This window comes from Roseovarius atlanticus (assembly GCF_019802205.1).
Lineage (GTDB): Bacteria > Pseudomonadota > Alphaproteobacteria > Rhodobacterales > Rhodobacteraceae > Roseovarius > Roseovarius atlanticus_A.
The window spans coordinates 753,060-776,891 of the sequence record NZ_JAHVHQ010000004.1 but is presented as its reverse complement, the minus strand read 5'-3'; the positions used below and the strand labels follow the sequence as shown (position 1 = coordinate 776,891).

General features: G+C 66.8%; 25 protein-coding genes and 1 tRNA gene. 10 read left to right on the top strand and 16 right to left on the bottom strand.

What is annotated here, in order from left to right; genetic code table 11:
- The first annotated feature begins 78 nt into the window (after window positions 1–78).
- From KUV49_RS20440 to KUV49_RS20410, 7 genes are read left to right on the top strand one after another with little or no spacing between them, the layout of a single operon-like run.
- On the top strand, window positions 79–1,062 hold the full coding sequence (locus KUV49_RS20440; RefSeq protein WP_222452735.1) for an AAA family ATPase: 984 nt from the start codon (window positions 79–81) through the stop codon (window positions 1,060–1,062).
- Window positions 1,059–1,904 (top strand): DUF58 domain-containing protein, encoded by an 846-nt coding sequence (locus tag KUV49_RS20435; protein ID WP_222452734.1) that lies wholly within the window; start codon window positions 1,059–1,061, stop codon window positions 1,902–1,904. The genes KUV49_RS20440 and KUV49_RS20435 overlap by 4 nt, the downstream gene beginning before the upstream one ends.
- On the top strand, window positions 1,901–2,272 hold the full coding sequence (locus tag KUV49_RS20430; RefSeq protein WP_222452733.1) for a hypothetical protein: 372 nt from the start codon (window positions 1,901–1,903) through the stop codon (window positions 2,270–2,272). Before KUV49_RS20435 ends, KUV49_RS20430 begins: the two co-directional genes overlap by 4 nt.
- Entirely contained in the window at window positions 2,269–3,225 is a 957-nt protein-coding gene (locus KUV49_RS20425; protein WP_222452732.1) for a VWA domain-containing protein, read from the top strand. Before KUV49_RS20430 ends, KUV49_RS20425 begins: the two co-directional genes overlap by 4 nt.
- The gene (locus KUV49_RS20420) at window positions 3,222–4,157 is read left to right on the top strand and encodes a VWA domain-containing protein (protein WP_315899577.1); all 936 of its coding nucleotides are present in this window, start codon (window positions 3,222–3,224) and stop codon (window positions 4,155–4,157) included. The genes KUV49_RS20425 and KUV49_RS20420 overlap by 4 nt, the downstream gene beginning before the upstream one ends.
- Complete coding sequence (locus KUV49_RS20415; protein WP_222452731.1) at window positions 4,154–4,807, top strand: hypothetical protein; 654 nt, start codon at window positions 4,154–4,156, stop codon at window positions 4,805–4,807. The genes KUV49_RS20420 and KUV49_RS20415 overlap by 4 nt, the downstream gene beginning before the upstream one ends.
- Window positions 4,801–6,105 (top strand): hypothetical protein, encoded by a 1,305-nt coding sequence (locus KUV49_RS20410; protein WP_222452730.1) that lies wholly within the window; start codon window positions 4,801–4,803, stop codon window positions 6,103–6,105. Before KUV49_RS20415 ends, KUV49_RS20410 begins: the two co-directional genes overlap by 7 nt.
- Here the strand turns inward: KUV49_RS20410 and KUV49_RS20405 are convergent.
- The 5 genes from KUV49_RS20405 to KUV49_RS20385 form a co-directional block, all read right to left on the bottom strand.
- Window positions 6,060–6,776: a PIG-L deacetylase family protein gene (locus KUV49_RS20405; RefSeq protein ID WP_222452729.1), complete on the bottom strand. Its 717-nt coding sequence runs from the start codon at window positions 6,774–6,776 to the stop codon at window positions 6,060–6,062. The two genes, KUV49_RS20410 and KUV49_RS20405, sit on opposite strands and share 46 nt — an antisense overlap.
- Window positions 6,777–6,779: 3 nt before the next feature.
- On the bottom strand, window positions 6,780–8,282 hold the full coding sequence (locus KUV49_RS20400; RefSeq protein ID WP_222452728.1) for a tripartite tricarboxylate transporter permease: 1,503 nt from the start codon (window positions 8,280–8,282) through the stop codon (window positions 6,780–6,782).
- Complete coding sequence (locus tag KUV49_RS20395; protein ID WP_222452727.1) at window positions 8,282–8,728, bottom strand: tripartite tricarboxylate transporter TctB family protein; 447 nt, start codon at window positions 8,726–8,728, stop codon at window positions 8,282–8,284. Before KUV49_RS20395 ends, KUV49_RS20400 begins: the two co-directional genes overlap by 1 nt.
- A 58-nt stretch (window positions 8,729–8,786) precedes the next feature.
- A complete protein-coding gene (locus tag KUV49_RS20390) occupies window positions 8,787–9,749 on the bottom strand; it encodes a Bug family tripartite tricarboxylate transporter substrate binding protein (protein ID WP_222452726.1) in 963 nt (320 codons plus the stop codon).
- Between the two features lie 112 nt (window positions 9,750–9,861).
- A complete protein-coding gene (locus KUV49_RS20385; RefSeq protein WP_315899576.1) occupies window positions 9,862–10,560 on the bottom strand; it encodes a FadR/GntR family transcriptional regulator in 699 nt (232 codons plus the stop codon).
- Between the two features lie 176 nt (window positions 10,561–10,736).
- Here KUV49_RS20385 and KUV49_RS20380 point away from each other — a divergent pair, with 176 nt between their 5' ends.
- Window positions 10,737–11,420, top strand: a complete 684-nt coding sequence (locus KUV49_RS20380) for a fumarylacetoacetate hydrolase family protein (protein WP_222452725.1) — start codon at window positions 10,737–10,739, stop codon at window positions 11,418–11,420.
- A gap of 230 nt (window positions 11,421–11,650) precedes the next feature.
- Here KUV49_RS20380 and KUV49_RS20375 read toward each other — a convergent pair whose 3' ends face one another.
- From KUV49_RS20375 to KUV49_RS20345, 7 genes are all read right to left on the bottom strand, one after another.
- Entirely contained in the window at window positions 11,651–12,220 is a 570-nt protein-coding gene (locus KUV49_RS20375) for a peroxidase-related enzyme (RefSeq protein WP_222452724.1), read from the bottom strand.
- A 78-nt stretch (window positions 12,221–12,298) separates the two neighbouring features.
- The gene (locus KUV49_RS20370) at window positions 12,299–14,614 is read right to left on the bottom strand and encodes a molybdopterin-dependent oxidoreductase (RefSeq protein ID WP_222452723.1); all 2,316 of its coding nucleotides are present in this window, start codon (window positions 14,612–14,614) and stop codon (window positions 12,299–12,301) included.
- A gap of 61 nt (window positions 14,615–14,675) precedes the next feature.
- A complete protein-coding gene (locus KUV49_RS20365; protein ID WP_222452722.1) occupies window positions 14,676–15,881 on the bottom strand; it encodes a mandelate racemase/muconate lactonizing enzyme family protein in 1,206 nt (401 codons plus the stop codon).
- Window positions 15,882–15,999: 118 nt separating this feature from the next.
- Window positions 16,000–16,998, bottom strand: a complete 999-nt coding sequence (locus tag KUV49_RS20360; protein ID WP_222452721.1) for a phosphoglycerate dehydrogenase — start codon at window positions 16,996–16,998, stop codon at window positions 16,000–16,002.
- 86 nt (window positions 16,999–17,084) lie between these two features.
- Window positions 17,085–18,569, bottom strand: a complete 1,485-nt coding sequence (locus tag KUV49_RS20355) for a tripartite tricarboxylate transporter permease (RefSeq protein ID WP_222452720.1) — start codon at window positions 18,567–18,569, stop codon at window positions 17,085–17,087.
- 10 nt (window positions 18,570–18,579) lie between these two features.
- Window positions 18,580–19,038 (bottom strand): tripartite tricarboxylate transporter TctB family protein, encoded by a 459-nt coding sequence (locus KUV49_RS20350; protein WP_222452719.1) that lies wholly within the window; start codon window positions 19,036–19,038, stop codon window positions 18,580–18,582.
- Window positions 19,039–19,097: 59 nt separating this feature from the next.
- Window positions 19,098–20,039: a Bug family tripartite tricarboxylate transporter substrate binding protein gene (locus KUV49_RS20345; RefSeq protein WP_222452718.1), complete on the bottom strand. Its 942-nt coding sequence runs from the start codon at window positions 20,037–20,039 to the stop codon at window positions 19,098–19,100.
- A 164-nt stretch (window positions 20,040–20,203) separates the two neighbouring features.
- Between KUV49_RS20345 and KUV49_RS20340 the strand changes: the two genes are divergently transcribed.
- Window positions 20,204–20,956, top strand: coding sequence for an IclR family transcriptional regulator (locus KUV49_RS20340; RefSeq protein ID WP_261391631.1), 753 nt, complete (start codon window positions 20,204–20,206; stop codon window positions 20,954–20,956).
- Window positions 20,953–21,750 (top strand): IclR family transcriptional regulator, encoded by a 798-nt coding sequence (locus KUV49_RS20335; protein ID WP_222452716.1) that lies wholly within the window; start codon window positions 20,953–20,955, stop codon window positions 21,748–21,750. Before KUV49_RS20340 ends, KUV49_RS20335 begins: the two co-directional genes overlap by 4 nt.
- A 97-nt stretch (window positions 21,751–21,847) precedes the next feature.
- Here the strand turns inward: KUV49_RS20335 and KUV49_RS20330 are convergent.
- The 4 genes from KUV49_RS20330 to KUV49_RS20315 form a co-directional block, all read right to left on the bottom strand.
- Window positions 21,848–21,922 (bottom strand) — tRNA-Phe (locus KUV49_RS20330).
- Between the two features lie 80 nt (window positions 21,923–22,002).
- Window positions 22,003–22,197, bottom strand: coding sequence for a DNA gyrase inhibitor YacG (locus KUV49_RS20325; RefSeq protein ID WP_152497649.1), 195 nt, complete (start codon window positions 22,195–22,197; stop codon window positions 22,003–22,005).
- Window positions 22,194–23,216, bottom strand: coding sequence for a ribonuclease E/G (locus tag KUV49_RS20320; RefSeq protein ID WP_222452715.1), 1,023 nt, complete (start codon window positions 23,214–23,216; stop codon window positions 22,194–22,196). Before KUV49_RS20320 ends, KUV49_RS20325 begins: the two co-directional genes overlap by 4 nt.
- On the bottom strand, window positions 23,213–23,809 hold the full coding sequence (locus tag KUV49_RS20315; protein ID WP_222452714.1) for a Maf family protein: 597 nt from the start codon (window positions 23,807–23,809) through the stop codon (window positions 23,213–23,215). Before KUV49_RS20315 ends, KUV49_RS20320 begins: the two co-directional genes overlap by 4 nt.
- Window positions 23,810–23,832 lie beyond the last annotated feature (23 nt).

Sequence of the window (23,832 nt, the reverse complement as noted above, 5' to 3'; positions counted from 1 at the left end):
CATGCGCCGAAAATGCCTGCGAAATCTTTTTTGCATGTCCCGGACGTGCTTCTGTGATCCGGGCAACAGGAGGACCGCATGGAGGATATCACGGACAGCACGACCATCGAGCAGACAGATCCCGCGGCAATGCTGGCGGCCCGGATGGAAGCGGGCCTCGTGGGGCACGCGGTGCTGGTGGAGCGGCTGATGATCGCGCTCCTGACCGGCGGGCACGTCCTGATCGAAGGCGCACCGGGCCTTGCCAAGACCCGTTCGGTGCGGCGTCTGGCCGACGGGGTCGAGGGCAGCTTTGCCCGCATTCAATGCACGCCCGACCTGATGCCATCGGACGTCACCGGCACGCAGATCTACCGGCAGGACAGCGGGGCGATGGAATTCCTGCCCGGCCCGGTCTTTCACAACCTTGTCCTGGTGGACGAGATCAACCGCGCCCCACCCAAGGTGCAATCCGCCCTTCTCGAAGCAATGGGCGAAGGCCAGGTCACCGCCGGCGGCCGGACGCGCCCCCTGCCTGACCCTTTCATGGTCATCGCCACGCAGAACCCGCTCGAGCAGGAAGGCACCTTCCCCCTGCCCGAGGCACAGCTTGACCGATTCCTGATGCATGTCGTCCTGGATTTGCCCGATGAGGCCGCCGAGATGGAAATTCTCGACCTTGTCGAGACGGAACTGCGCACCCATGCCGGGCGCGACGCCCCGACGCTGGATCACGCGACGCTCGCCGCCATGCAGGAAGAGGTGCTTCAGGTCCACCTGTCGCCCGCATTGAAACACTACATGGTGGCGCTGGTGATGGCGACGCGCGGTGCGAGCGACGCCGTCGACCTGACCGACCGGATTCGCCACGCGGTCAGCCCGCGCGGCACCCTTGCGTTGGCGTCGAGCGCCCGTGCCCGCGCCTGGCTGCACGGCCGCGACTACGCGGTGCCCGAAGACATCGTGGCCCTGGCGCCCGACGTGCTCTGCCACCGCATGGCGCCGACCTGGCGGGCGCAGGCCGAAGGCCACACCTCCCGGACGATCCTGGCCGAGATCCTTTCGGCGGTTCCGCCGCTATGACCCTGCCCCGGGCCTCCGGGGCCGAGGTCTCCCTCGACCGTCTCGTCGCGATCGGCGGCCTCGTCGCGGGCAAACCTGCGCCCGGTCTCTCCCAGGGGGTCGCGGGTGGTCTCTCCGGCCCGCGCCGCGGCGAGGGTGGCGATCTCTTCGACCTGCGCCCGTTCCAGGACGGCGACGATCCGCGCCGGATCGACCCGGCCGCAACGGCCCGCAGCGGACGGCCGCAGGTCCGCAGCCGGCACGAGGAAGTTGACCGCACGCTTCTGCTGGTCGCCGATTTCCGCCCTCCGATGCTCTGGGGCACACGCGGACGTTTCCGCTCGGTCGCCGCCGCAGAGGCGCTGGCCGTGGAAGGCTGGCGTGCGGTTCTGACCGGGGGACGCGTCGGCGCGATGATCGTCACCGGCAGCGCCATCGAGATGCTGGATCCGCGCCCGCGCGAAGCCGCGATGCTGCGCCTGGCGGGTGCCTTGTCCCGCGCGCATGCGGCGGCGCTCGGCGCTCCGGATGCCGGCCATGAAAGCCTTGCGGCAATCCTGGAATCCGTGACCACGCGCACCGCGCCGGGCACCGCCGTCTGCCTGGCGACCGGGCTCGATACGCCCGGCGCGGATTTCGGCATGGCGGTGGCGGCCTTGATGCGGAAATGCCCGTTCGAGGTTCTCTTGGTGCAGGACAGCGTCGAGACCGCGCCGCCCAAGGGCCGGTTCTCGGCACGCATCGACGGGCGCGTCAGACCCGGCCGCTTCGGCCCCCCCGCCTCTGCTGATCGCCTCGCAGGCCACGCCATACCGCACCGGATCCTGAACGCCGCAGACCCGGTGCAGGCGGAGGCCGCATGACACCCGAGGAGCTGACCGCCCGTCTCGCCGACATCCGCATCCCCGAAGGCTTTGCCCGCTTCGGCCTGCACGACGCGCTGGCGGCGGCGGCGCTCGGCCTGATCGCGGGACTGCTCATTGCACGGCTGGCAAGGGTCGCCACCATCCGCAAGACGCGACCGGCCGAGACGGCCCGCGCCGCCATCGCCCGGTTGTCCGATGCCGATCCCCAGGCCCGGCTCGCCGGACTTGCCGCCCTTCTGCGGGATCTTGGCGGCACGCCCCCGGACGAGCTGCGCGAGGCGCTCTACAACCCGCGCCACCCGCTTGATCCGGCCACGCTGGAAACCGCCGTCATGGCCGCTGCCCGGCAAAGGGCACACCGATGAGTTTCGCTTTCCCTTGGGCCGCGCTGCTGTTGCCTCTGCCACTTCTGCTCTTTCACCTTCTGCCAGGACGCCGGATCGCGACCGGCGCCCTGAGCCTGCCACCCGCCATCGCGGAAACCTTCCGCCCCGTCGATGCGGCGCCCGTGCGGCGTCATGCGGTCATGACCGCCCTGGTCCTGGCATGGCTCCTGCTGGTCGCCGCCCTGACCGGCCCGCGCATGGAACGCACGCTTGACGTGGTGCCGGCCTCGGGGCGCGACATCGTCCTCGCGCTCGATCTCTCCGGCTCGATGGAACGCGAGGATTTCGTCCTGGACGGCGCACAGGTCTCGCGCCTCGCCGCCGTCCAGCGCACGGGCGCGCGTTTCGTCCGCGGCCGGACGGGCGACCGTGTCGGGCTGGTCGTCTTCGGCGACCGCGCCTATGTCGCGGCGGCCCTGACGCATGACGTCTCCGCTGTCGCACAGGTGATCGAAACCGCCCAGATCGGGGTCTCCGGCAAGGCCACGGCCATCGCGGATGGCCTTGGTCTGGCGCTTCGCCGCCTTCGCGCGCGCGAATCCGAAAGCCGCGTGATCGTGCTTTTGTCCGACGGGCAGGATACCACCGGAACGGTCGATCCCGTTGCCGCTGCGGTCACCGCCGAAACGCTGGGCGTGCGGATCTACACCATTGCACTCGGCCCGGCCGATCTCGAAACCGCCCCGGCGGCCCGCGACGCGGTCGACAGCGACACCTTGCGCCGCATTGCCGAGGCCGCGCAGGGCCAGACCTTCCGCGTGCGCACCACCGAGGACCTCGTGGCGGTAACCGAGGCCATCGACCGGCTCGAGCCCAGCCTGGCCGACGCCCCCCCGATCCGCGGCTGGCAGAACTACTGGCCCTGGCTGGCCGGCGCGGCGCTGGCGATGCTGGCGACGGCGCTCGGGTTGCAGGCGCGGGAGGCGGCGTGACGGACCTGTGGCAGATCATCCTGCTGCGCCCGCTGTGGCTGATCGGCGTTCCGCTGTCCTTGCTGGCCGGGGCCGCCGTCGCCCTAAGGGGCGGCGGACTGGACCGATGGCGCCGCGTCGTCGACCCGGACCTGCTGCTTGCCCTGCGCCGCCTGGGCCATGTCGTGGACGGGCAGCGCGACTCCGGGCCATGGCTGCTGGCCGTTGCCGGCGCCCTGACCGCGTTCGGGCTGGCCGGGCCGGCCACCCGCGATCCCGACGCGCCGAGGCTGCGCAATCTCGACGCGGTCATGATCCTGATGGACCTGTCCCCGTCGGTGACCAAAGGCGGCGGCTTCGATGACGCCCAGGCCGCCGTGTCGCGCCTGATCGACCGTCACGGCACGCGGCCCGTGGCCTTGGGCGTCTACTCCGCCGAAAGCTTTCTGGTCAGCGTGCCAACCGAGGACCCGGCCGCCCTGCAAACGGTCATCGCCGTGGCGGACACCGAGACGATGCCGGTGGGCGGCAGCCGCCCCGACCGCGCCCTCGACCTCGCGCGCCAGACCCTGGCCGACGCGGCCGCGGCGCATCCGGACGTGGTGCTCGTCTCCGACGGCGGCGGCGCCGGCCCCGAGGCGCAGGACCGGGCCCGCCAGATGGCGGCGGCGGGCCTGCGCGTCTCGGCCGTGTTCGTGGCGCCCGACGCCCCGCCCTACGGCATGCCCGCCGCCGACCGCGAGGCGCTTGCCTCGGTCGCAAGCGCGGGCGGCGGCGTGATCGTGGATGCGTCCGATATCGCGGGCGTCGAGACGATCCTGAGCGAGCGCCAGGGCGCCGCCGAGACAAACGACACGCTGCGCAACCTCCGCTATTCCGACCAGGGCCGCTGGTTCGTCGCCCTGGCCCTCTTGCCGCTTGCATTCCTCCTCCGCCGGAGGCGTGACGCATGAACCGCGTGTCCCTCTCCGTCCTTGCCGCGGCCCTGCTATGCGCCGTCGCCGCCGGCCCCGAGGCATGGGCGAAACTGATCTGGCGCGCGGGCTTTCCCGACCTGGCCCTGCCGCTGATCCAGACGCCCGGCGCACGCGGCGCGGCGCTCTACCAGGCCGGGCGCCCCGCCGAAGCCGACGCCGTCTTCGCCGAGCTTGGCCGCAGCGCGACCTACAACCGGGGCATGACACTGGCCGCGACAGGCGACTACGATCTCTCGGTCGCCTATTTCGATGCCGTGCTCTTCGCCGACCGATACGATGCCGACGCCCGGCACAACCGCGAGGTCGTATCAAGCCTGATCGAGCCGGTGATCGGCGAAGCCCGGGGCCACGGGCGGATAGAAACAATCCTGTCGCAGAACGGCATCGAAACAGCCGCGTTCGATCCCGATGCGCCCGCGCAGCCGGTCGAGGCGGCGGCACGCAGGTCCGAGCAAAGCAATCTCAACCGGGCCGTCACGGGGGAACGCAACGTGGCCGCGGACACCGCCTGGCTCGACACGCTGGCGGACGCTCCGGGCGAATACCTCAAGGGTCGGCTCGATGCGGAAATGGAGCGCCGGCGCAAGGACGGCGAAGCCCATGGCGAGGAGCGGGACCAATGGTGAGGTTGCTGGCCCTTCTGCTTCTGCTGGCGACATCCCTGGCCGCGCAAGCGCCCGATACGCTGAAGCTGGAACTGGTGCTCGATCCGCGCGAAACCGCGCCGCTGGAGGGCGAGATGGTCCTTGCCACCATCCGCGGCACCTACCGCGAGACCATCACCAACGAGGACCTCAAGCTGCGCAGCATGACCGATTTCGACTGGACGCGCCTGGGCCAGGACGCCTGGAGCGACCAGCGCATCGACGGGCGCACCGCGCGGGTGTTCGAGCGGCGCATCGCCTTCTACCCGAAGCGGGCGGGAAATCTGGAGGTGTTGCCGATCGTGCATGAGCTGGAGATCATCGGCAACGGCGGACAGCGCGAGACCGTCCTCGTCCGATCCGATCCGGTGCGCATCGAGGTCGGGGAAAAGCCGGCAGGCGCTGACCAGTCATGGTTCCCGGTCCGCGCGCTGGAGGTTTCCGACACCTGGGACGCCGACCCGGCCCAACTGGAGGACGGGCAAAGCGTGACGCGCCGGGTCGTGGTCCGCGCGCTCGGGGCGACACCCGAGATGATGCCGCAGCAGCCCGCCTTGCGCGAACCCTGGCTGATCACCTTCACCCCGCCCGACGAACGCAACTTTCAGGTCACCGCGCAGGGCCCGGTCACGACACTGGTCTGGGTCTGGAAACTGCGCCCGATCACCGGCGAGCCGGGCGTTCTTTCCCAGGTGAGCCTGCCCTATTTCGACACGACCTCACGCACGGCAAAGACCGCGACGCTGCCTTCGGCGACGATCGGCTACGCGAGCTTTGCCGACAATGCGGCCTCCGGCTGGCGTGGGGATCCGGGCGTGGGCTGGCCGCACCTGGCCGTGCTTGGCGCAAGTGCCGTGGCGGCGGTGATCCTGGGGTTGCACGGCCGCTCGGGCGTCTCGGCCCCGGCCGCGCGGCTCCGCCGATGGATGCTTATCCGACGGGACTTGAGACACCTGCGGGGCCATGCGCGGCGCAAGGATGTCTCACGCTTCCGGGCGCTGGCGGCACGCCTTCTGTTTCCGCCGGCGGCCACGCCGCCGACCACCACGCACCCTGCCCTGCGATCGGTCGATGCCATGCTTTTCGGCGACCACGGCGCAAGCCAGAACATCGACCTTTGGTCCGCCCTGCGCGACGTCGAGCGCGCCGTGGGTCGCTCCGCGCGGCAGCCCGGCGAACCTGCGGGCCGCGCCCGAGCTTCGGCAGGCCCGCCCCCGGACAGGTTCCGAAGCGTTCAGATCTCCGGGAAGGACGACACGACGCGCGGGAACAGCGTCTGATAGGCTTCGGCATGCGTGATGCGCGTGCCGGAGTTGAGCCACGCCTGGTTGCCCCGCTGAAGCGCCACGCGCGTGTGGTACTCCCAAAGCCATTCCTGCGCGTCCATGCACTCGAATGCCTTGCGTTTCAGATCGAAGACCGGGTCGATGTTGAGGTAGAGATCCGGCTTCCAGCCCGAATTCTCCGGCTGGTGCGGTTCATACATCAAGATCGGAACCGGCTTCGCCGACGGCACCTGCGGGTTGTGCCCCTTGGCCTGCGAGATGATCTGCGCTTCCTGCGCCACCCGGCTGGTCAGCTCGTGGTCGAAATTCCACGGATCGCCCGGCGCGTGGCTCAGGATGAAGGATGGCGCGACCTCGCGGATGATATCCGCCAGTTGCAGGATCGTGTCCTCGGTGATCCGCATCGGGTAATCCAAGTGTCCCAGCAACCGAAGGTCCGCACCCAGCACGTCCGCCGCCCGGCGGGTCTCGTCGGTACGTTCCGCGTTCACCCGGTCGAGCGTCATGCCCTCCTGGCGCCACAGCTTCGCGCTTTCCCCCCGGGCACCGAGCGACAGGCACACGACATGCATGTCCCAGCCTTCCCTGGCGTGAAGTGCGATGGCGCCGCCCGAGCGCCAGACGAAATCGGCCGCGTGGGCACTGATGACAAGGCCTGATGGCATGGTTCAACTCTCCTTTACGGGGGCAGGATTCTTTCGGGCGCCAAGCGCGACCCAGATCACCAGCAAGACCGACATGACGAGGAACGCGGCGCTGATGGGGCGGTCGATGAACACCATGAAATCCCCCCGGCTGATCAGCAATGCACGCCGGAAATTCTCTTCGATCAGGGGGCCCAGGACATATCCCAAAAGCAATGGCGCCGGCTCGAACCCGAAGGCCACCATGACATAGGCAGCCAGACCCAGTCCCGCGACAAGGAAGACGTCGAAGCTGATATTCGCCACGCTGTAGACGCCAACGGCAATGAACAGGCTGATCGCGGGAAACAGGTAGGTTGGCGGGATCTTCAGCAATCGGACCCAGACCCCCATCATCGGGATGTTCAGGATCAGAAGGATGAAATTCCCCACCAGAAAGCTGACCGCCAGCCCCCAGAACAGCTCGGGGCTGTCCGCGATGACCTGCGGGCCGGGCGTGATCCCGTGCACCAGAAGCGCGCCCAGGATCAGCGCCATGATCGCATCCCCCGGAATGCCGAGCGTCAGGGTCGGGATGAACGCGGATTGCGCCGCGGCATTGTTGGCCGCCTCGGGCGCGCTGATGCCGGGAATGGCCCCCCTGCCAAAGCTGTCGGGCTTTTTCGATATGCGCTTCTCGACCGCGTAGGCCATGAACGCCGCCATCGACCCGCCACCGGCCCCCGGCAGGATGCCCACGGCCGATCCCACCATCGAGCCGCGCAGGATCGGGTTGCGGCTTTCGGCAAGGTCGGCGCGACTGGGCATCATGCTTCGCAGTGTGACCTTGGCATTCAGCGCGTGATCGCGGGCGAGGCCGATGCTCGTCATGACTTCGGTGACGCCGAAAAAGGCCATCGCGATGACGACGATGCTGATTCCGTCGAAAAGCTCGGGCGCTCCGAAGGTGAACCGCATCGCGCCCGAGCTGACATCCGTTCCGACGATGCCCAGCAACAGGCCGACGGTCACGCTCGCGGCACCGATGAACTTCGATCCTTGTATCAGCGTGCCTGCCGCGACAAGGCCAAGCGCCATCATTGAGAAATAGTCGGCGGAATGAAACGACAGGGCGGCGCGCGCCAGGGGCGGCGACAACATGATCAGCAGCGAGATGGCGATGCAGCTGCCGACGAAGGATGCAATCGTCGTGATGATCAGCGCCGTCCCGGCCTTGCCCTGCCGCGTCAGCGGATACCCGTCGAGACAGATCACGGCGGACGACGCCGTGCCGGGCATGTTGATCATGATCGACGCGATCGACCCGCCATACTGCGCGCCGTAGTATATGCCAGCCAGCATCACCAGCCCGGCCGTCACGGGCGCATAGAAGGTCAGGGGCAGCAGCAGCGAAATGGCGGTCAAATGCCCGATCCCGGGCAGCACGCCGACGACCATTCCGACGGTCACACCGATCAGGCAATAAATCAGGTTCTGAAAGGTCAGCGCCGTTTCCAGACCCAAAAGGAGGTTGTCCACGACTCCCATCAGAATTTCCACGCAAAGGCGGGCGCCGGGATGCCCAGCAGAACGATGAACAGGAAATAGGCGGCCGGGATCAGCACCACGCACAACACCGCCAGCGCAATCCATTTCGGCGGGCTTTCGGACAGGCCCGACAGCACGATCAGCAATGCCGACGCGGGAACGAAGCCCAGCCGCTCGATGGTCAGCGCGAACACGACCAGCGACAGCGTCACCATGACCATCGGGCGCGCCCGCATTGGCCGCGCTGTCTCGCTGCTCCGAAGCCCGCTGACCGCCGCGCCGATCCCGCACAGGATCAGGACGATCCCAAGCGCCAGCGGCACCAGCCCGGGGCCCATCCGCGACGGCGTGCCGATGCGATAGCCCAGGCTGATCCAGCACACGCCGATGCCGATGGCCAACGCGATTAGTCCGGCGCCGATATCCTTGCGCATTCCGGTCTGCATGATGGTCCTCCCGTCGTGCCGCGGGCGGTGTCACACGCACCGCCCGTGGCGTCATGCGTTACTGCGCGGTGATGCCCGCAGTCTCGATGATCGTCTTGAACTGACCGCGCAGGCGGTCGAGCATTGCATCGAAATCCTCGCGCGACGACGGGTAAGGTGCCGCGCCCGCATCGGTCAGGGTCTTGGCCACGTCGGGCTCGGCCAGGATCTCGGCGATTGTCGCGTTGAGCTTGTCCAGCACCGCGTCCGGCGTTCCGGCCGGCGCCATCAGGCCGGTCCACTGGCTGGTGTCGACATTCGGCACGCCGCCTTCCTGCATCGTCGGCGTTTCCGGGCTCGGGTCGATCCGCTTGGCCGAGGTCGTGGCCAGAACGATCACGTCACCGCTGTCGATGAACGGCTTGGTCGACGAATACGACACCACGCTGACGTCCACCTCGCCGCTGGCCACGGCCGTCGCGGCAGGGCGACCGCCCTTGTAGGGAATGTGCTGGATCTGGATATCCCCTTCCAGCGACATCCACTCCGGCGCCAGGTGGTTCAGCGTACCGATCCCCGCCGACGAGTAGGTGATCGCCCCCGGCTCGGCCCGCGCGGCCTCCAGGAACTCCTCGAACGTCTTGAAGCTGGCATTCTTGTTCGCGACAAGGATCAACGGCGTGTCCGTGATCGTCGAGACGGTGGTGAAGTCGGCCTCGGCGTCATAGGGTGTTTCCTCGAACAGGGACGGGTTGATCGTCAGCGTCCCGGCCTCGCCCATGAACAAGGTGTATCCGTCCGGCTCCGCCTGCGCCGCGGCGCTCGCCGCGATAAAGCCCGAGCCCCCCGCGCGGTTCTCGACGATAACCTCCTGGCCCAGGCGCCGCGACAGCCCCTCGCCGATCGTGCGCGACGCCAGGTCGACCACGCCGCCCGGGGCAAAGGGCACGAGAATGGTGATGGCGCGGTTCGGATAGTCCTCCTGCGCCGCCGCGCCGGTCGCAATCATCGCCGCAAGCGCGGCTCCCAGCAGTTTCTTCATGGTGTTTCACTCCTCCCATTGTGCGGCCCCTTCGAGCCGCCTGACTGATCGGCACGAACGACCGATCGTATTCAGCGTCCCGCCCGGCATCGCCAGAGACCCGGCAGGAAACTCAGAAATCTCCGAACAACCGGACGGAGACCGCCTTGAGATGCGCGCGCATCAGCGCCTGGGCGGCGTCCGGGTCGTGATTGGCGATCGCCTCCGCGATGTACCTGTGCTCGTCGAAGCTGCCATGATCGCGCGACGGCTTCGGCGTCTGACGCTGCACCGCGCCCCACGTGACCGAGCGGCGTATCGAATTGAGCCTGTCGAAGATGGCGACCAGCGGGATGTTGTCGGTGGCCTCAGAAATCGCGCGGTGAAAATCGTCGTCAGCGGCCTCGTAGGCGTCCCAGTCGCCCGCCGCATGGGTCGCGCGCTCTGCCGCGGCGATCCGGTCCAGGGCCTCGGCCGAGGCATTCATCGCCGCCTCCCGCGCGATGGACGGCTCGATTGCCAGACGTGCGGCCATCATCTTGACCGGCGTGGTGCGCCGCGACAGGGCCAGCGTGGTGTCCGCCTGCTCTTCCGCGCTGTCGGGGTCGGACATGAAGGTGCCCTTGCCAACGTGCCGCCAGATCTTTCCCTCGTCTTCCAGGTCCTGAAGCGCGTTGCGCAGCGCCGCACGGTTCAGGCCCAGCTCGTGCAGCAGCGCCCGCTCGGACGGAAGACGGTCGCCCGGACCGAAATTGCGCTCCTCGATGAAGGCGCGCAGCCGGGTCGCCGCCGCCTCGTTGTCCGCCGTCCGGATTTGAGTAGTCTCGTCCACGCCCATACCGATCAATTTTCGATCTATCAGATCAATCCGTCAATTGGTCGCAATGGTTGCCACCTTGGATTCGAAAAATCAACTGATTTATAAAATTATTGCCCAGATCATTTTTAAATTGATCTTTTCAGAAGTTATTTCTATGGCTCTATGTCAAATTAATCTGAAAGGTTGTCATGGCTGACTTTGCTATCTCCCCGCCCGAAGTTATCAGTGTTCCCACCGCCTCCGGCGCGCGATTCCCCGTGCGTCGCGTCTATTGCATCGGTCGCAATTATGCCGCCCACGCCATCGAGATGGGCCATGACCCGGACCGCGAACCGCCGTTCTTTTTCCAGAAAAACCCGGACAATCTCGACGCGTCGGGCGAGTTTCCCTACCCGCCCCACAGCTCCGACGTTCACTACGAGGTCGAGCTCGCGGTCGCGCTGAAATCCGGCGGCGCGAACATTCCGCTTGGCGATGCGATGTCGCATGTGTGGGGCTACGCGATCAGCCTCGACATGACGCGCCGCGACCTGCAGGGCGAGATGAAGAAAATGGGCCGTCCCTGGGAGATCGGCAAGGCGTTCGAGCGTTCCGCGCCGATTTCTCCGCTGGTCCCGATCGAGGAAAGCGGCCCGCTCGACCAAGGCCGGATCGAATTGCACGTCAACGGCGAGCCCAAGCAGGACGGTGACCTGAACCAGATGATCTGGAAGGTCCCGGAAATGATCAGCTACCTGTCGGAATATTTCGAACTCGCCGCCGGCGACGTCATCCTTTCGGGAACGCCAGCGGGCGTCGGCGCAATCCAGAAAGGCGACACCATGCTCGCCAAGGTCGAGGGCCTGCAGGACTTCGAGGTCAAAGTGGTCTGACCTGACTCGCGCGGGCTCAAGCGAGCCCGCGCGGCAGCTTTTCTGCACGCGTGCAGCGATGCACGCGCCTGCCACCGCCCCGGACGTCTCCCGCGCCTTGTCCCAATCCCGAAACGCCACCCCAGTCGAAAACCCGGCGCCGAAGGATCGGCGCCGGCCCGGTGCGCCAAGACGCGCCTGGGACCGCGGCGAAAAGCCCGCAAAACCTCAAACGGCGCGGGCTCGGGCACCTATCGTCCCATCGTGTAGAATTCCGTATTCGGCCGCATCGACGTGAAATTCGCCATCCGGTTCGACAGGCCGAAGAACGCCGTCACGCCCGCGATGTCCCAGATATCCTCGTCGGTGAACCCATGCGTCCGCAGATGTTCGAAATCCGCATCGCAAATCGCCTGTGCGTCCTTCGACACCTTCATGGCGAAATCCAGCATCGCCCTCTGACGCGGCGTGATGTCGGCCTTGCGATAATTGACAGCCACCTGGTCGGCGATCAGCGGATCCTTGGCGCGAATGCGCAGGATCGCACCATGCGCCACCACGCAATACTGGCACCCGTTGTCGTTGGAAGTGGCGACGATGATCATCTCGCGGTCCGCCTTGGTCAGCCCGCTGTCCTTTTCCATCAGCGTGTCGTGATAGGCCATGAACGCGCGAAACTCGTCCGGGCGGTGCGCCAGCGTCAGGAACACGTTCGGGATGAACCCCGCTTTTTCCTGCACGCCAAGAATCGTCTCGCGGATATCCTCGGGCATGTCTTCCAGCGCCGGGGTCGGAAACCTGCTGATGGGTTTGTCTGTCATGTCGTGTCCTTTCACGTAATGAATTGAGTGCGTGTCGATCCCGCCCATCGCTCGGTGCCATCCGGGCTTGCGGGAAACTCAGCCGCCGTCCCGCCGGATCAGGGCGTCGATCTCTTGCTGATAGATGTCCATGCTGTCGCGCTCGTTCGCCGCGACGGGCTCCAGCCGGACCATGCAGGTCTGCGCCGACGTCCCCTGCCCGTAGGCCGAGGTCGGGATGTCGAGCGTCAGCACGTTCGGATTGCCCGACAGGTCAAGCCCGCCGTCACGGTCCTGCGTCAGCCAGGCCCCCACCGGCAGAACCAGAACGCCCCGGCGCACCGTGTCGGTCAGCTGTGCCGTCGCAAGGCACTGGCCCCGCGCGTTCAACAGCCGCACCGTATCGCCGTCGCCGATCTGCCGCGCCCGCGCGTCGTCGGGGTGCATCCGCACCTGTTCGCGCCCCTTGCGCTTCTGCTCCCGGCTGGCGGGGCCGGTTTCCAGCTGGCTGTGCAGGCGGCCCGGGGGCTGGCTCGATATCAGGTGAAGCCTGTCGCCCGCCTCGTCCATGCCCAGCCACTCCGCCGGCTCCTGCCAGGACGGGTGGCTGGGGAACCCCGGCATATCCAGCTCCGCGATCCGGTTGCTGCCCAGCACGATCTTCCCGCTTTCCGTCGGCAGGGGGTTGGCCTCCGGGTCCTCCCTGAACGCCGCCAGGTAGGTGTTGTCCCGCGTCATCGGGATCTGCGCCCACCCCTCGTTCCAGAAGTCATCGAAGGCGGGCAATCGGGCATCCGTGGCGGAGGCGACGTAATCCGCGCTCAGCTGATAGAGGTGGCGGATCCAGTCCATCTCGTCCCGCCCTTCGGTAAACTCCGCCTCGAGCCCCAGGTGGCGCGCCAGGTCGCTGAAGATGTCATAGTCGGACTTCGCCTCGCCCATCGGCTCGATCACCTTGTGCATCGCGACGTAATGTTCGGCCCGCCGTGTCCCGGCTATGTCGTTGCGCTCCAGCGACGTGGTGGCGGGCAGCAGGATATCGGCCCGCCGCGCGGTCGCCGTCATCATCGGGTCCTGCACGATGATGGTCTCGGGCCGCTGCCACGCCTCTTGCAGGCGGTTGAGGTCCTGGTGGTGATGATAGGGGTTGCCGCCCGCCCAGTAGACCAGCCGCACGTCAGGATAGCTCCGGGTCTCGCCCTGGTAGGTGAACGCCGCCCCCGGCGACAACAACATGTCGCTGATGCGGGCCACGGGGATGAAACTGTCGATGGGCTTCGGCCCTTGCGACATCCCCGGCGACACACCCTCGCCGAACGGCCCGCCGACCCCGTTCAGCGATCCGAACCCGTAGGCCACACCGCCGCCCTTCAGGCCGATCTGCCCAATCAGCGCGGCAAGGCCCAGCGCCGACCAGTAGACATGCTCGCCGTGATGCGCCCTCTGCAGGGCCCAGCTCAGCGACAGGAAACTGCGTGTCGCGGTCAGGGTCCGCGACAGCTCCCGGATCTGCGCGGCGGGAATGCCGGTGATCGCCTCGGCCCAGTCCGCGGTCTTCGGGGTGCCGTCCGCTTCGCCCGCAAGATAGTCGAGGAATTGCGCCGCCCCGCTGGTATGCCGATCCAGGAACGCCTGGTCGTGCCGGCCTTCGCGCAGGATCTCGCCCGCCATCCCCAGCAGCAGCGCCGCATCGGTATTCGGCCGGATCGGCCACCAGTCGGCCTCCATCCAGTCCGGCAGATCGTCCTTGCAAGGCGAGACGTGAACCACCCGCACCCCGGCCTCGCGCAGCTTGCGCAGCATCTCCGGCAGCAGGTGCACCGCCATGCCGCCCGCTTCGGTCTGCGCCGTCCGGGGGGCCAGGGCTCCGAACACCACCAGCGTCTCGGTATGTCCGGGCAGCGTGTCCATGGTCGTCGCCCGGCCCGTGCAGGCGTCCTCGCTGCCCAGCACATGCCGCAGGATCGCGGGACCGGCGGCAATCGAATACGTATCGACATGCCCGGTATAGCCCCCGACAAGGTTCAGCATCCGCTTCAGCAGGGTCGGCGCATGGTGGAACCGCCCGCAGCTTGTCCAGCCGTAGGACCCCGCAAAGATCGAGGCGTTGCCGTGGTCCCGGCCGACCCGGGTGATTTCCCCGGCCACCAGCGACAGCGCCTCGTCCCAGCTGACGGGGAGGAACCTGTCATTCCCGTCACGGGGCCGCGCGCCGGGCGCACCGCCAGGTTTCCACCCCTCGCGCACCATCGGTTGCAGGATACGCCGGTCCGGCCTGGCCCACTCCGCAATCGACGGGATGATCGGCGACGGGTCCGGGTCGTCCTTGAACGGCTCCGTGCCGACGATCCGGCCTTCTTCCACCAGGCAGGTGAATGCGCCCCAGTGCGTGCTATGCGGGATCCGTCGTGGCATCGTTGTGTTCCTCGGTTTGGTGTCGCGGGCCCGGGCCAACCAGCGGCCCGCGAAATCCTTATCAGGAGAGGGTGACGATATTCGAGTGTTTGGCCATGAATTCTTCGTTCAGCTCCACCCCGAGGCCCGGTCCGTCGGGGACGGCAAAGCGCCCTTTCTCGGGCTGCAGATCCTGCAGGCAGATGTTCCGGTTGCCCTCCAGCGTGGAATAGATGTGATGCTCGTGGATCTCGAAGTTCGGAATCGCGGCCTCCACATGCAGCGCCGCCGCGGTGGAAATCGGCGTGCCGCAGACATGCCCCTGCACCGTCACCTCGTAGATATGCGCCATGTCGCAGACCTTCTTGCCCTCGGTGATGCCCCCCACCAGGCAGAAATCCGGCTGCACCATGTCGAACGCGCCGTTTTCCAGGTAGTCCCGGAACTGCCAGCGGGTGAAGATCCGCTCGCCCCCGGTCATGCGGGTCGACGGCATCCGTTGCTTCAGGATCTTGGCGGGAACCGCGCTGTTATAGTTCACCGCCTCCTCGACCATGAAGAGATCGAGATGCTCCAGCGCCTCCACCAGCCGCTGCCCCCCGGTGATCGAGGTCAGCGAGTGCAGTTCCAGGATAATGTCGATATCCGGCCCGATCGCCTCGCGGATGGCGGTCATCCGGTCCACGGTGCGGTCCACGATCTCGCGGCTCAGCGCGCCTTTCAGGGTCATCGGCGGCTGGATCTTCTTCTCCTCGTCGATCATCACCGGATCGACCTTGATCGCGTCATAGCCCTCATCGACCGCGCGCACCGCCGCCGCCGCGTATTCCTCGACAGACCCGCACGGGTCCATCCCGTCGTTCCAGCCGAACTGCGTCTGGCTGGCATAGGTTCTCAGGTTGTCGTTGACCTTCCCGCCCAGCAGCTTCCAGACCGGCATGTCCAGTGCTTTGCCCATGATGTCCCAGCAGGCGATGTCGATCGCGCTCATCGCGCCGTTGACGACCGGCCCGCAGGCGCCGCCCCAGAAGGTTTGCCGCGTCAGCGCGTCAAAGATCTGTTCCCTGTCGAACGGGTCCGCCCCGATGACGAACCCTTCGACGAAATCGCGCAACGCGCCGAACCCGCCATGATGCGCCGCGCCATAGGCCAGCCCCACCTCGCCGATGCCGGTCAGACCCTCGTCGGTCGTCAGCTTCAGGATGATCGGCCGCCAGCCGGTCTTGGTGTTGTGACGCTCCGAAAGGCGGATCGTTGCGCTGTATAACTCTGCCGATACAATCTTCAAAACTGATCTCCCAACTTGATTGTGTCTGTCCGTGCCACCTGCCGGGCGCGCTTCGGCCCCGTGGCCTCTCCGCGTGCCGCGCACGCGATCGATCTGCCGTCTGGCCTGCCGCGCCGTCTCATGTCCGGCGGTCCGCCGCTGTCTCTGCCGAGGCCCCGAAAACCTCCGGGTTCAGGCAGCGCCCGGGGCGCCCACCGGCCAGAAACGTCTCGATATCGTCCATCACGAAGCCGCCGACGCGGGTGATCGATTCCTCGGTCTCCGCACCGATATGCGGGGTGAAAAGCGTGTTCTTCGCAGCATAGATCGGCCGCGACAGGTCCGGCGGCTCGACCACGTGAGCGTCAATCGCCGCACCGCCCAGCCGCCCGCTGTCCAGCGCCTCGGCCAGCGCGTTGTCATCCACCACCTCGCCGCGTGCGGCGTTGATCAGCAGCGCGCCCGGCTTCATCGCCGCAATCGCCGCCTTGTCGATCAACTGCGCGTTCGACGGCCCCCCGGAGACATGCAGCGACAGGATATCGGCCCGCGCCAGCACGTCCGGCAACGTGGTGAACTCATACTGCGGAAACCTGTCCCGGAACGTGTCGGCATTAAGATCGGTGACGATCACTTTCATGCCCAGCGCATGCGCCTTTTCGGCGGTCAGCCGCCCGATATCCCCGAACCCCACGATGCCCAGCGTCCGTCCCGACAGCTCGCGCCCCGTGGCCCGCTCCCAGCCGCCGTCGACGATGGCGGCGTGCTGGCTTTGCAGGTGCCGCGACAGGTTCAACGCCATGCCGATGGCCAGTTCCGCGACCGAGTTCGCGTTGGCGCCGGGCGCGTTCGTCACCGGAATGCCCCGCGCGGTACAGGCCGCGATGTCGATATTGTCCACGCCCACACCATGCTTCAGCACCGCGCGAAGGTTCGGCGCCGCGTCCAGCGTCTCCTCGGTCACCGGGTGGATGCCCGAAACCAGGTACTCCACCTCGCCCAGGACCGGCCCGATGCCGCCATCGGCAAGGCGCATGTCATCATACCGCTCGAACCGCCAGTCCGTGGCCTGCATCCGGTCCGGTATCACGCTGCCACGGCGCGCGAAGGAGGGCGAAGTTGTTGCAACGAAAGTCATGGTCATCTCTTTCCTGAAACGGGGGGTTAGGCACAATGGCAGGGCAGGCGCGGCGCCGGGCCCGGCCTGCACCCGAACACGGAAACTCACGCATTGGCCTTCGCCCTGTCCTTCATCGACCGGCGCGCGATAAAGACCACCGAGGCCGCCGTCAGAACCAGGAACAGGATCGAAATCGGCGTCGACGCGAAAATCGTCCAGTCCCCCGACGAGATCGTCAGCGCCTGCCGCACCGATTGCTCGCCGATCGGCTCCAGCACGAAACCGATCATCATCGGCGCCAGCGGGAACGCCAGCTTGCGCATCCCGTACCCGAGAAAGCCGAAGCCCAGCATCACCCACATGTCCGTGGGGCTGGAGTTGAATCCATAGACCCCCAGCAGGCACAGGATGGCGATCACCGGGTACAGCACGTATCGCGGGATCATGGCGATCCGGGAAAACAGGCGGATGGCCGCAAGCCCGATCACCGGCAGCATCAGCGCGGCGATCAGCAGGGCGATGAATATCGCGTAGACCAGGTCGAGGTTCTCGGCGAACAGCTGCGGCCCGGGCGCCAGCCCGTGGATCAGGAACGCCCCCAGCAGAACGGCCGTCACCACGTCTCCGGGCACGCCCAGCGCCATCAGCGGAATAAGCGCGCCGCCGGCGGTGGCGTTGTTGGCCGATTCCACCGCCGCCACGCCTTCCAGCGACCCCTTGCCGAATTTCTCGGGGGTCTTCGACGCCCGGATCGCCTCGGAATAGGACAAAAAGGCCGCCGGCGTCGCGCCCAGCCCGGGGATCGATCCCAGCACGATCCCGATGGTCGAGCCGCGCAGGATCGTCTTCATGTTCTCACGGATCTTGTCCCAGCCGATCTTTGCCTTCGGCACCAGCACGTTCTTGATCGATCCTGCCGCGGCTTCGGACTGAATGAACAGCTCCGACACAGCGAACAGCCCGATCAGCATCGCCATCAGCGAGATCCCGTTCAGCATCGTCAGCTCGCCGAAGGTGAAGCGCGGCGTCGCCATCATCGGGTCCAGCCCGACCGTGCCGAAAATGAACCCCACCGCCGCCGCCGCGATGCCCTTGATCATCGACGTGCCGGACACGCCCGCCACGATGGTCAGCGAAAACAGCACCAGCGTGGCGAATTCCGGCGGTCCGAACTTTGTCGCAAGCTGCGCCAGCAGCACCGCCCCGAATATCAGCGCGACGGTCGAGATCGTGTCCCCGATGACCGACGCCCAAAGCGCCATGCCCATGGCCTCTCCGCCCCGCCCCTTCTGGGTCAGCGGGTACCCGTCCAGCACCGTCGCCGCCGCCGCGGGCGTGCCGGGCGTGTTGATCAGGATGGCCGGGATGCAGCCGCTGAACAGGGCGCCCTTGTAGGTGCCAAGCAGCAGGGCGAACGCAGTGATCGGCTCGATGGAATAGGTCAGCGGGATGATCAACGCGATGCCCATCGTCCCGGTCAGCCCCGGAACCGCGCCCATGAACACGCCGAAGGCGACACCGACGAAGATGGCGATCATGTTCTGGACGGACAGCAGCATGTCCAGGGCGGAGGCGATATCGGCTAACATGATGTTTCCCTTACGAAAGCGGAAGGTTCAGGGCGTAATTGAACAAGGCGTACAATACCGCCGTCGTCACGATCGCTACCGCGGCCACTGCCACCGGGTGACGCCCCCCGAACAGCACGGTCATGGCCACCAGAAGGAACGGCGCCGCCGCGGCATAGCCCACCTGCTGGAACAGGATGATGAAACCGGACATCGCAAGGGCGACCAGCATGGCGCTCAGCGGTCTGGCGACCCGCTCCCCGGTCTCGCCGTCCGCGACCGCCGACCGCACCGTCCGAAGCGATCGAAGGAACAGCACCAGCCCGCTGCCGAAGATCAGGATCGCCCCCAGCCGGGGAAAGAAACGCGGCGACATCTCGGCCTGGAACTCGACCTCGGTGACGAAGGTCGGGATCAGGTAGAACCACAGGACCAGCGCAAACCCCACCAGAGCCGCGCCCGCGACCGTATCACTCAAACCGTCCTTCATGCCTCTCCTCCCAAAGAAACGGCCCGCCGAAATCGGTCGGCGGGCCGGCATGGCCTACGTCACTTGCCGAGACCGGCCGCGCGAATGATCTCGCCCTGAACCTCGTAGTTCTCGCGGACATTCTGCTCGAAGGCCTCGCTGTCGCGATAGGTCAGCTTCATGGCGATCTTGTCAAAAATCGCCTTCAGCTCCTCGCTTTCGGCCGCTTTCGCGATGGCGTCGTCCAGACGGTCGCGCACCTCGTCGGGAATGCCCTTGGGCCCGGCGATCCCCAGGATCGAAGGCGCTTCCATGTCATAGCCCAGGTCCTTCAGCGTCGGCACGTCGGGGAATTCCTCCATCGGCTCGCCCGTCAGCATCGCGATCAGCTTGAACTCGCCGGATCTCACCTGCGGCAGCCACTCGGTGGCGCCGGCCATGATATCCACGTGGTCCCCCATCAGCGCCGTGACGGCGGCCGCGCCGCCCTTGAAGGCCACCGGCTTCCAGTCGATGCCCAGTTCCTTGCCCAGCCGCACCATCGTCAGGTGCTGTGGCGTTCCCGTGCCGGAAATCGAATAGCTGATCTCGCCGGGATTCTCCTTGGCATAGGCCAGAAGCTCCTCGAAGGTCTGGTAAGGCGCGTCGTCCGGCACCACGATCCCCAGGTTCCAGGCCCCGTATTGCGACACGAAGGTGAAATCCTCCAGCGGGTCATAGGGCAGGTCCTGCCGATGCGGCGAAATCACCGCCGCGCCGGTCACGTAGGTGAACAGGTTGTATCCGTCGGCCCGCTGGGCCGAGGCCAGGCCGGCCGCGACCGATCCACCGCCGCCCGGCTTGTTGATGACGGTCACGGACGTGTCCAGTTCCCTCTCCAGCAGCGACGCCAGGACGCGCGCGGTGGAATCGGTGGTGCCGCCCGCACCATAGGCCACGGTCAGGTTGATGCCCTTCGTCGGCCAGTCGTCGGCCGCCACCGGACCGGCGAGGAGCGCCAGGCCGACAACAGCCGTTTTCAACAAATGCTTCACAATTTCCTCCCATTTTATCGCATAGCGATTTTCTATGCCATATGCCAACTTACTCCCCTGAAAACTATTCGGTCAATAATATTTTTTGACCTGCAATTGTCGTTCGGCTTTAATGCGGTTCAACATTTTGAAGAAAAACGGAGAACCGGGCGATGGGGTCGAACGCGCTTCTCAAGGCGCTGCACGTGCTTGAGACATTTCAGAACGACACCGGCGCGCTTTCGGTTCAGGACATGGCCGACCAGACCCGGCAAACCAAGAGCTCCGCGCAGCGCAGCGCCTATACGCTGGAAAAGCTGGGCTATCTCGAACGCTACGATGACGGCGTCCGCTATGTGCCGGGGCGCTCCTGCCTCGGGCCCGCCTACGGCTTTCTGCAGAACAACCAACTGGTCGAGGCCGCGACGCCCTTCCTGCTCGATCTGTCCGAAAAGGTCGGCATCCGCGCCCACCTGTCCGTCCTGGAAGGCACCGACGTCATCTACCTCTCGCGCATTCCCTCGCAGGAAGAACGCCTCACCCTGTCGCCCCTGGGAAAACGCTGGCCCGCCATCAGCGCCAGCTCCGGCCGGGCGATCCTGGCCGCCCTGCCCGCAGACGAACGCGACAGGATCATCGCCGCATCACGTCTGAAGAAGATCACCCCCCAGACACTGGTCGACCTGCCCGCGATCCTTCAGGCCATCCGGCAGGCCGGGACCGATGGATACGCCTTCCAGCGCGAAGAGGTCCTGCCCGGCGTCGCCTCCGTCAGCTCGGCCGTCGTGGCGCCGGATGGCCAGGTCCACGGCGCCGTCATCCTCAGCGGGCCGGTGGCCGTGTTCGACGCCGCCGAAGACCGCCAGAGGCTGGGCCAGGCGGTCATCCAGGCCACGCGGGCCATCGGGGCCTGCAACCTGTCATGACCGGCATCGAAATCCTGGACGCATCCCGGCGCGACGGCGACAAGCAGGACCCCAGGTTCCTCACCTCGGTGGAACGCGGCCTGCGGGTGCTCGATGCCCTGTCGGCGCAGTACGGCCCGATGTCCCTGACCGAGCTGTCGCGCAAGACCGACCTGACCGTGCCCACGCTGCAACGCCTGACATCCACCCTTGTCGACGCCGGCTATCTTGAAAAAGAGCCAAGCTCCAAGCGCTACCGCCTGACGGTCAAGACCGTCGACCTGCTCTACAGCTACCTCTCCCGCAACCAGTTCGCCGAACGCGCCTGGCCGCATCTCGTCCACCTCAGGGAAACCCTGGGCGTCAGCATTTCCATGTCGATCCCGCTTCAGGATTCGATGATCTACGTCCACCGCCTCCCGGCCTATGCCGGCAATTTCGAGAACACCCTGCCGGGCAAGAAGATCCCGCTATGCCTTTCGGCCGCCGGACGCTGCATTCTGGCGCAACAACCCCGCCAGGCCGTGGAAGACTATCTCGCGCAGGTCGAGATACCGGCGCTGACGCCCTTCTCGCTCACCGATCCGCAAAAGATCCTGGCCGAGATCGACCTCTGCCGATCGCGCGGCTACGCACTGGTCGAACAGGAAACCTCTCCGGGCCTGATGACTCTCGCCTGCCCCGTGATGCGCGGCAAGACCGCAAGGGCCGGGATATCGGCCCATGTCCCCCTGGCGGGAAACGACGCCGAGTCCTTCGTCGCCAAGGTCCTGCAACCCGTCGTCTCGGTCTCGCACGCCATGAGCGCAAGCTGAACGCGGATGGCGCGCGGATCACGCCGGACAAGCAATGGCAGAAAGCATTGAATTAACCGGCCACCAGGGCTTCTCTGGACTATCTCGGATGTTGAAGTGGTGCCCGGGGGCGGAATCGAACCACCGACACGAGGATTTTCAATCCACTGCTCTACCCCTGAGCTACCCGGGCACGGGTGAACGGGCGCGCCGTTCGGGTTCCGGCTTTCTAGGCGAGGGCCACGCCACTGTCCAGTGGGTTTTTGCCACTTTTCAGTGGGGTTTTCCCGGGGCCGCGTTCTGTGCCTCGTCCATCGCCTCGGCGACCTCCTCGGCATCGTCCAACCGGCTGGACGGAATGGCATAATCCCCGCGCAGCCAAGCGCCAAGGTCGCGGTTGGCGCAGCGTTCGGAACAGAAGGGGCGGTATTTCTTCACCGTGTCTTCCCCGCAAATCGGGCAACTCATATCACACCTTTGGGCAGCGGCAGCCTGTCTCGCTTTCTCTGCAACTCATAGTGCCCAAGCGGGGTCCAGCCGACAAGGGCCGTCTCCACCGTGTCGCGGCGGAACGCGGCGCGCAGGGCTGCCTCGAAGGTCTTGCGGTCCTTCTTGGGCATGGGTGCGAGGTCCAGCACCACCTGCCCGCCCAGGCCCCGCAGCCGCAAGGCCCGCGGCAAGGCGCGCGCGGCGGCCATGTTGGCCTTCGCCGCGGCCGCCGGCGAGGTGTCGCCACCCGCGTTCACATCCACCGCCACCAGCGCCCGGGTCGGCTCGACATAGATGCTGGCCCCGCCCGGCAGGTCTTCGCGCGGAGAGCGCAATGCCTCGACCGCATCCAGCACGCCGTGGTGCTCGAAGGCCTGCGCGTCCTCGTCCCAGATCTCCGGCTCCGGCCAGTCACGCCAGGCCAGCTCGTGCGGCCCCGGCCCCTCGACCAGCTTCTCCGGCTTGCCGCTCGCATCGGCCATCACCGCGCGGGCCAGCTCGGCCATGCGCGCCACGTCCTCGGCGACGGCGTCCTCGTCCGCGCCCTCGCAGGCCGAGCGCAGGATCAACCCGTTGCCGTCCCCCGCCATCACGTTCTTGCCGATCAGCATCAGGCGATCATTCAGATCGTCATCGTGGATGGCCCGCGACACGTTGATCCCCGGCGCACCGGGCGTGACGATCGCGTAGCGGCTCTTGAACAGCACCTTCGCCGTCACCGGGATCGCCTTGCCCGGCTCGGCATAGCCCGTGACCTGCACCAGCACGGTGCCCCCGGCGCTCATCCCCTTGACCTGGCGCAGAAATCCGTTGCCGTCGGGCGTGCGCACGAACAGCCCGCCCTGGCCCTTCACCGGCCGCTCGATCACGGCGCGATAGATCGTGCCGGGGCGCGGCTGGTCGGTATCGACCAGCAGGTCGGACAGCACACCGTCCTCCATCAGCGCCGCCGCCTCGAACTCGCCCAGCCGGCCCAGCGCCACCACGCGTCCCTTCATGTCTTTCCCTTCCACACAGGGTATCCGGCGGCCAAGAGCAGCCCCGCCGTTTCCTTCAGCGGCAAGCCCACGATGGCCGTGAACGAGCCTTGAATCCACGGAATGAACGCCCCCGCAGGCCCCTGGATGCCATAGCCCCCGGCCTTGCCCTGCCAATCGCCGGATCCCAGGTAGAACGCGATCTCGTCGTCATCCAGCCGCTTCATCTTCACGGCACTGACCACGTCGCGCTCCCAGATGCGTGCGCCGCGGCGCACGGCCACCGCCGTGATCACCTTGTGCCGCCGCCCCGACATCTTGCGCAGGAAATCCCCGGCTTCGCCCGCATCGGCGGGCTTGCCCAGGATGCGCCGGCCCAGCGCCACGGTCGTGTCGGCAGAGAGCACGATATCCTCGGCCCCGGCCTCGACGGCCAGCGCCTTTTCCCGCGCCATCCGCACGCAATAGGGGCGCGGCAGCTCGGCCTTTTCGGGGGTCTCGTCGATATCGGGCGGGCGCACGTCATCGGCGACAACGCCGATCTGCGCCAGCAGATCCCGGCGTCGCGGGCTGCCGGACCCCAGGATCAACTTGGGGCTCTGCGCTGTCGTCATGTTGCCCCCAGATGATCGACGGG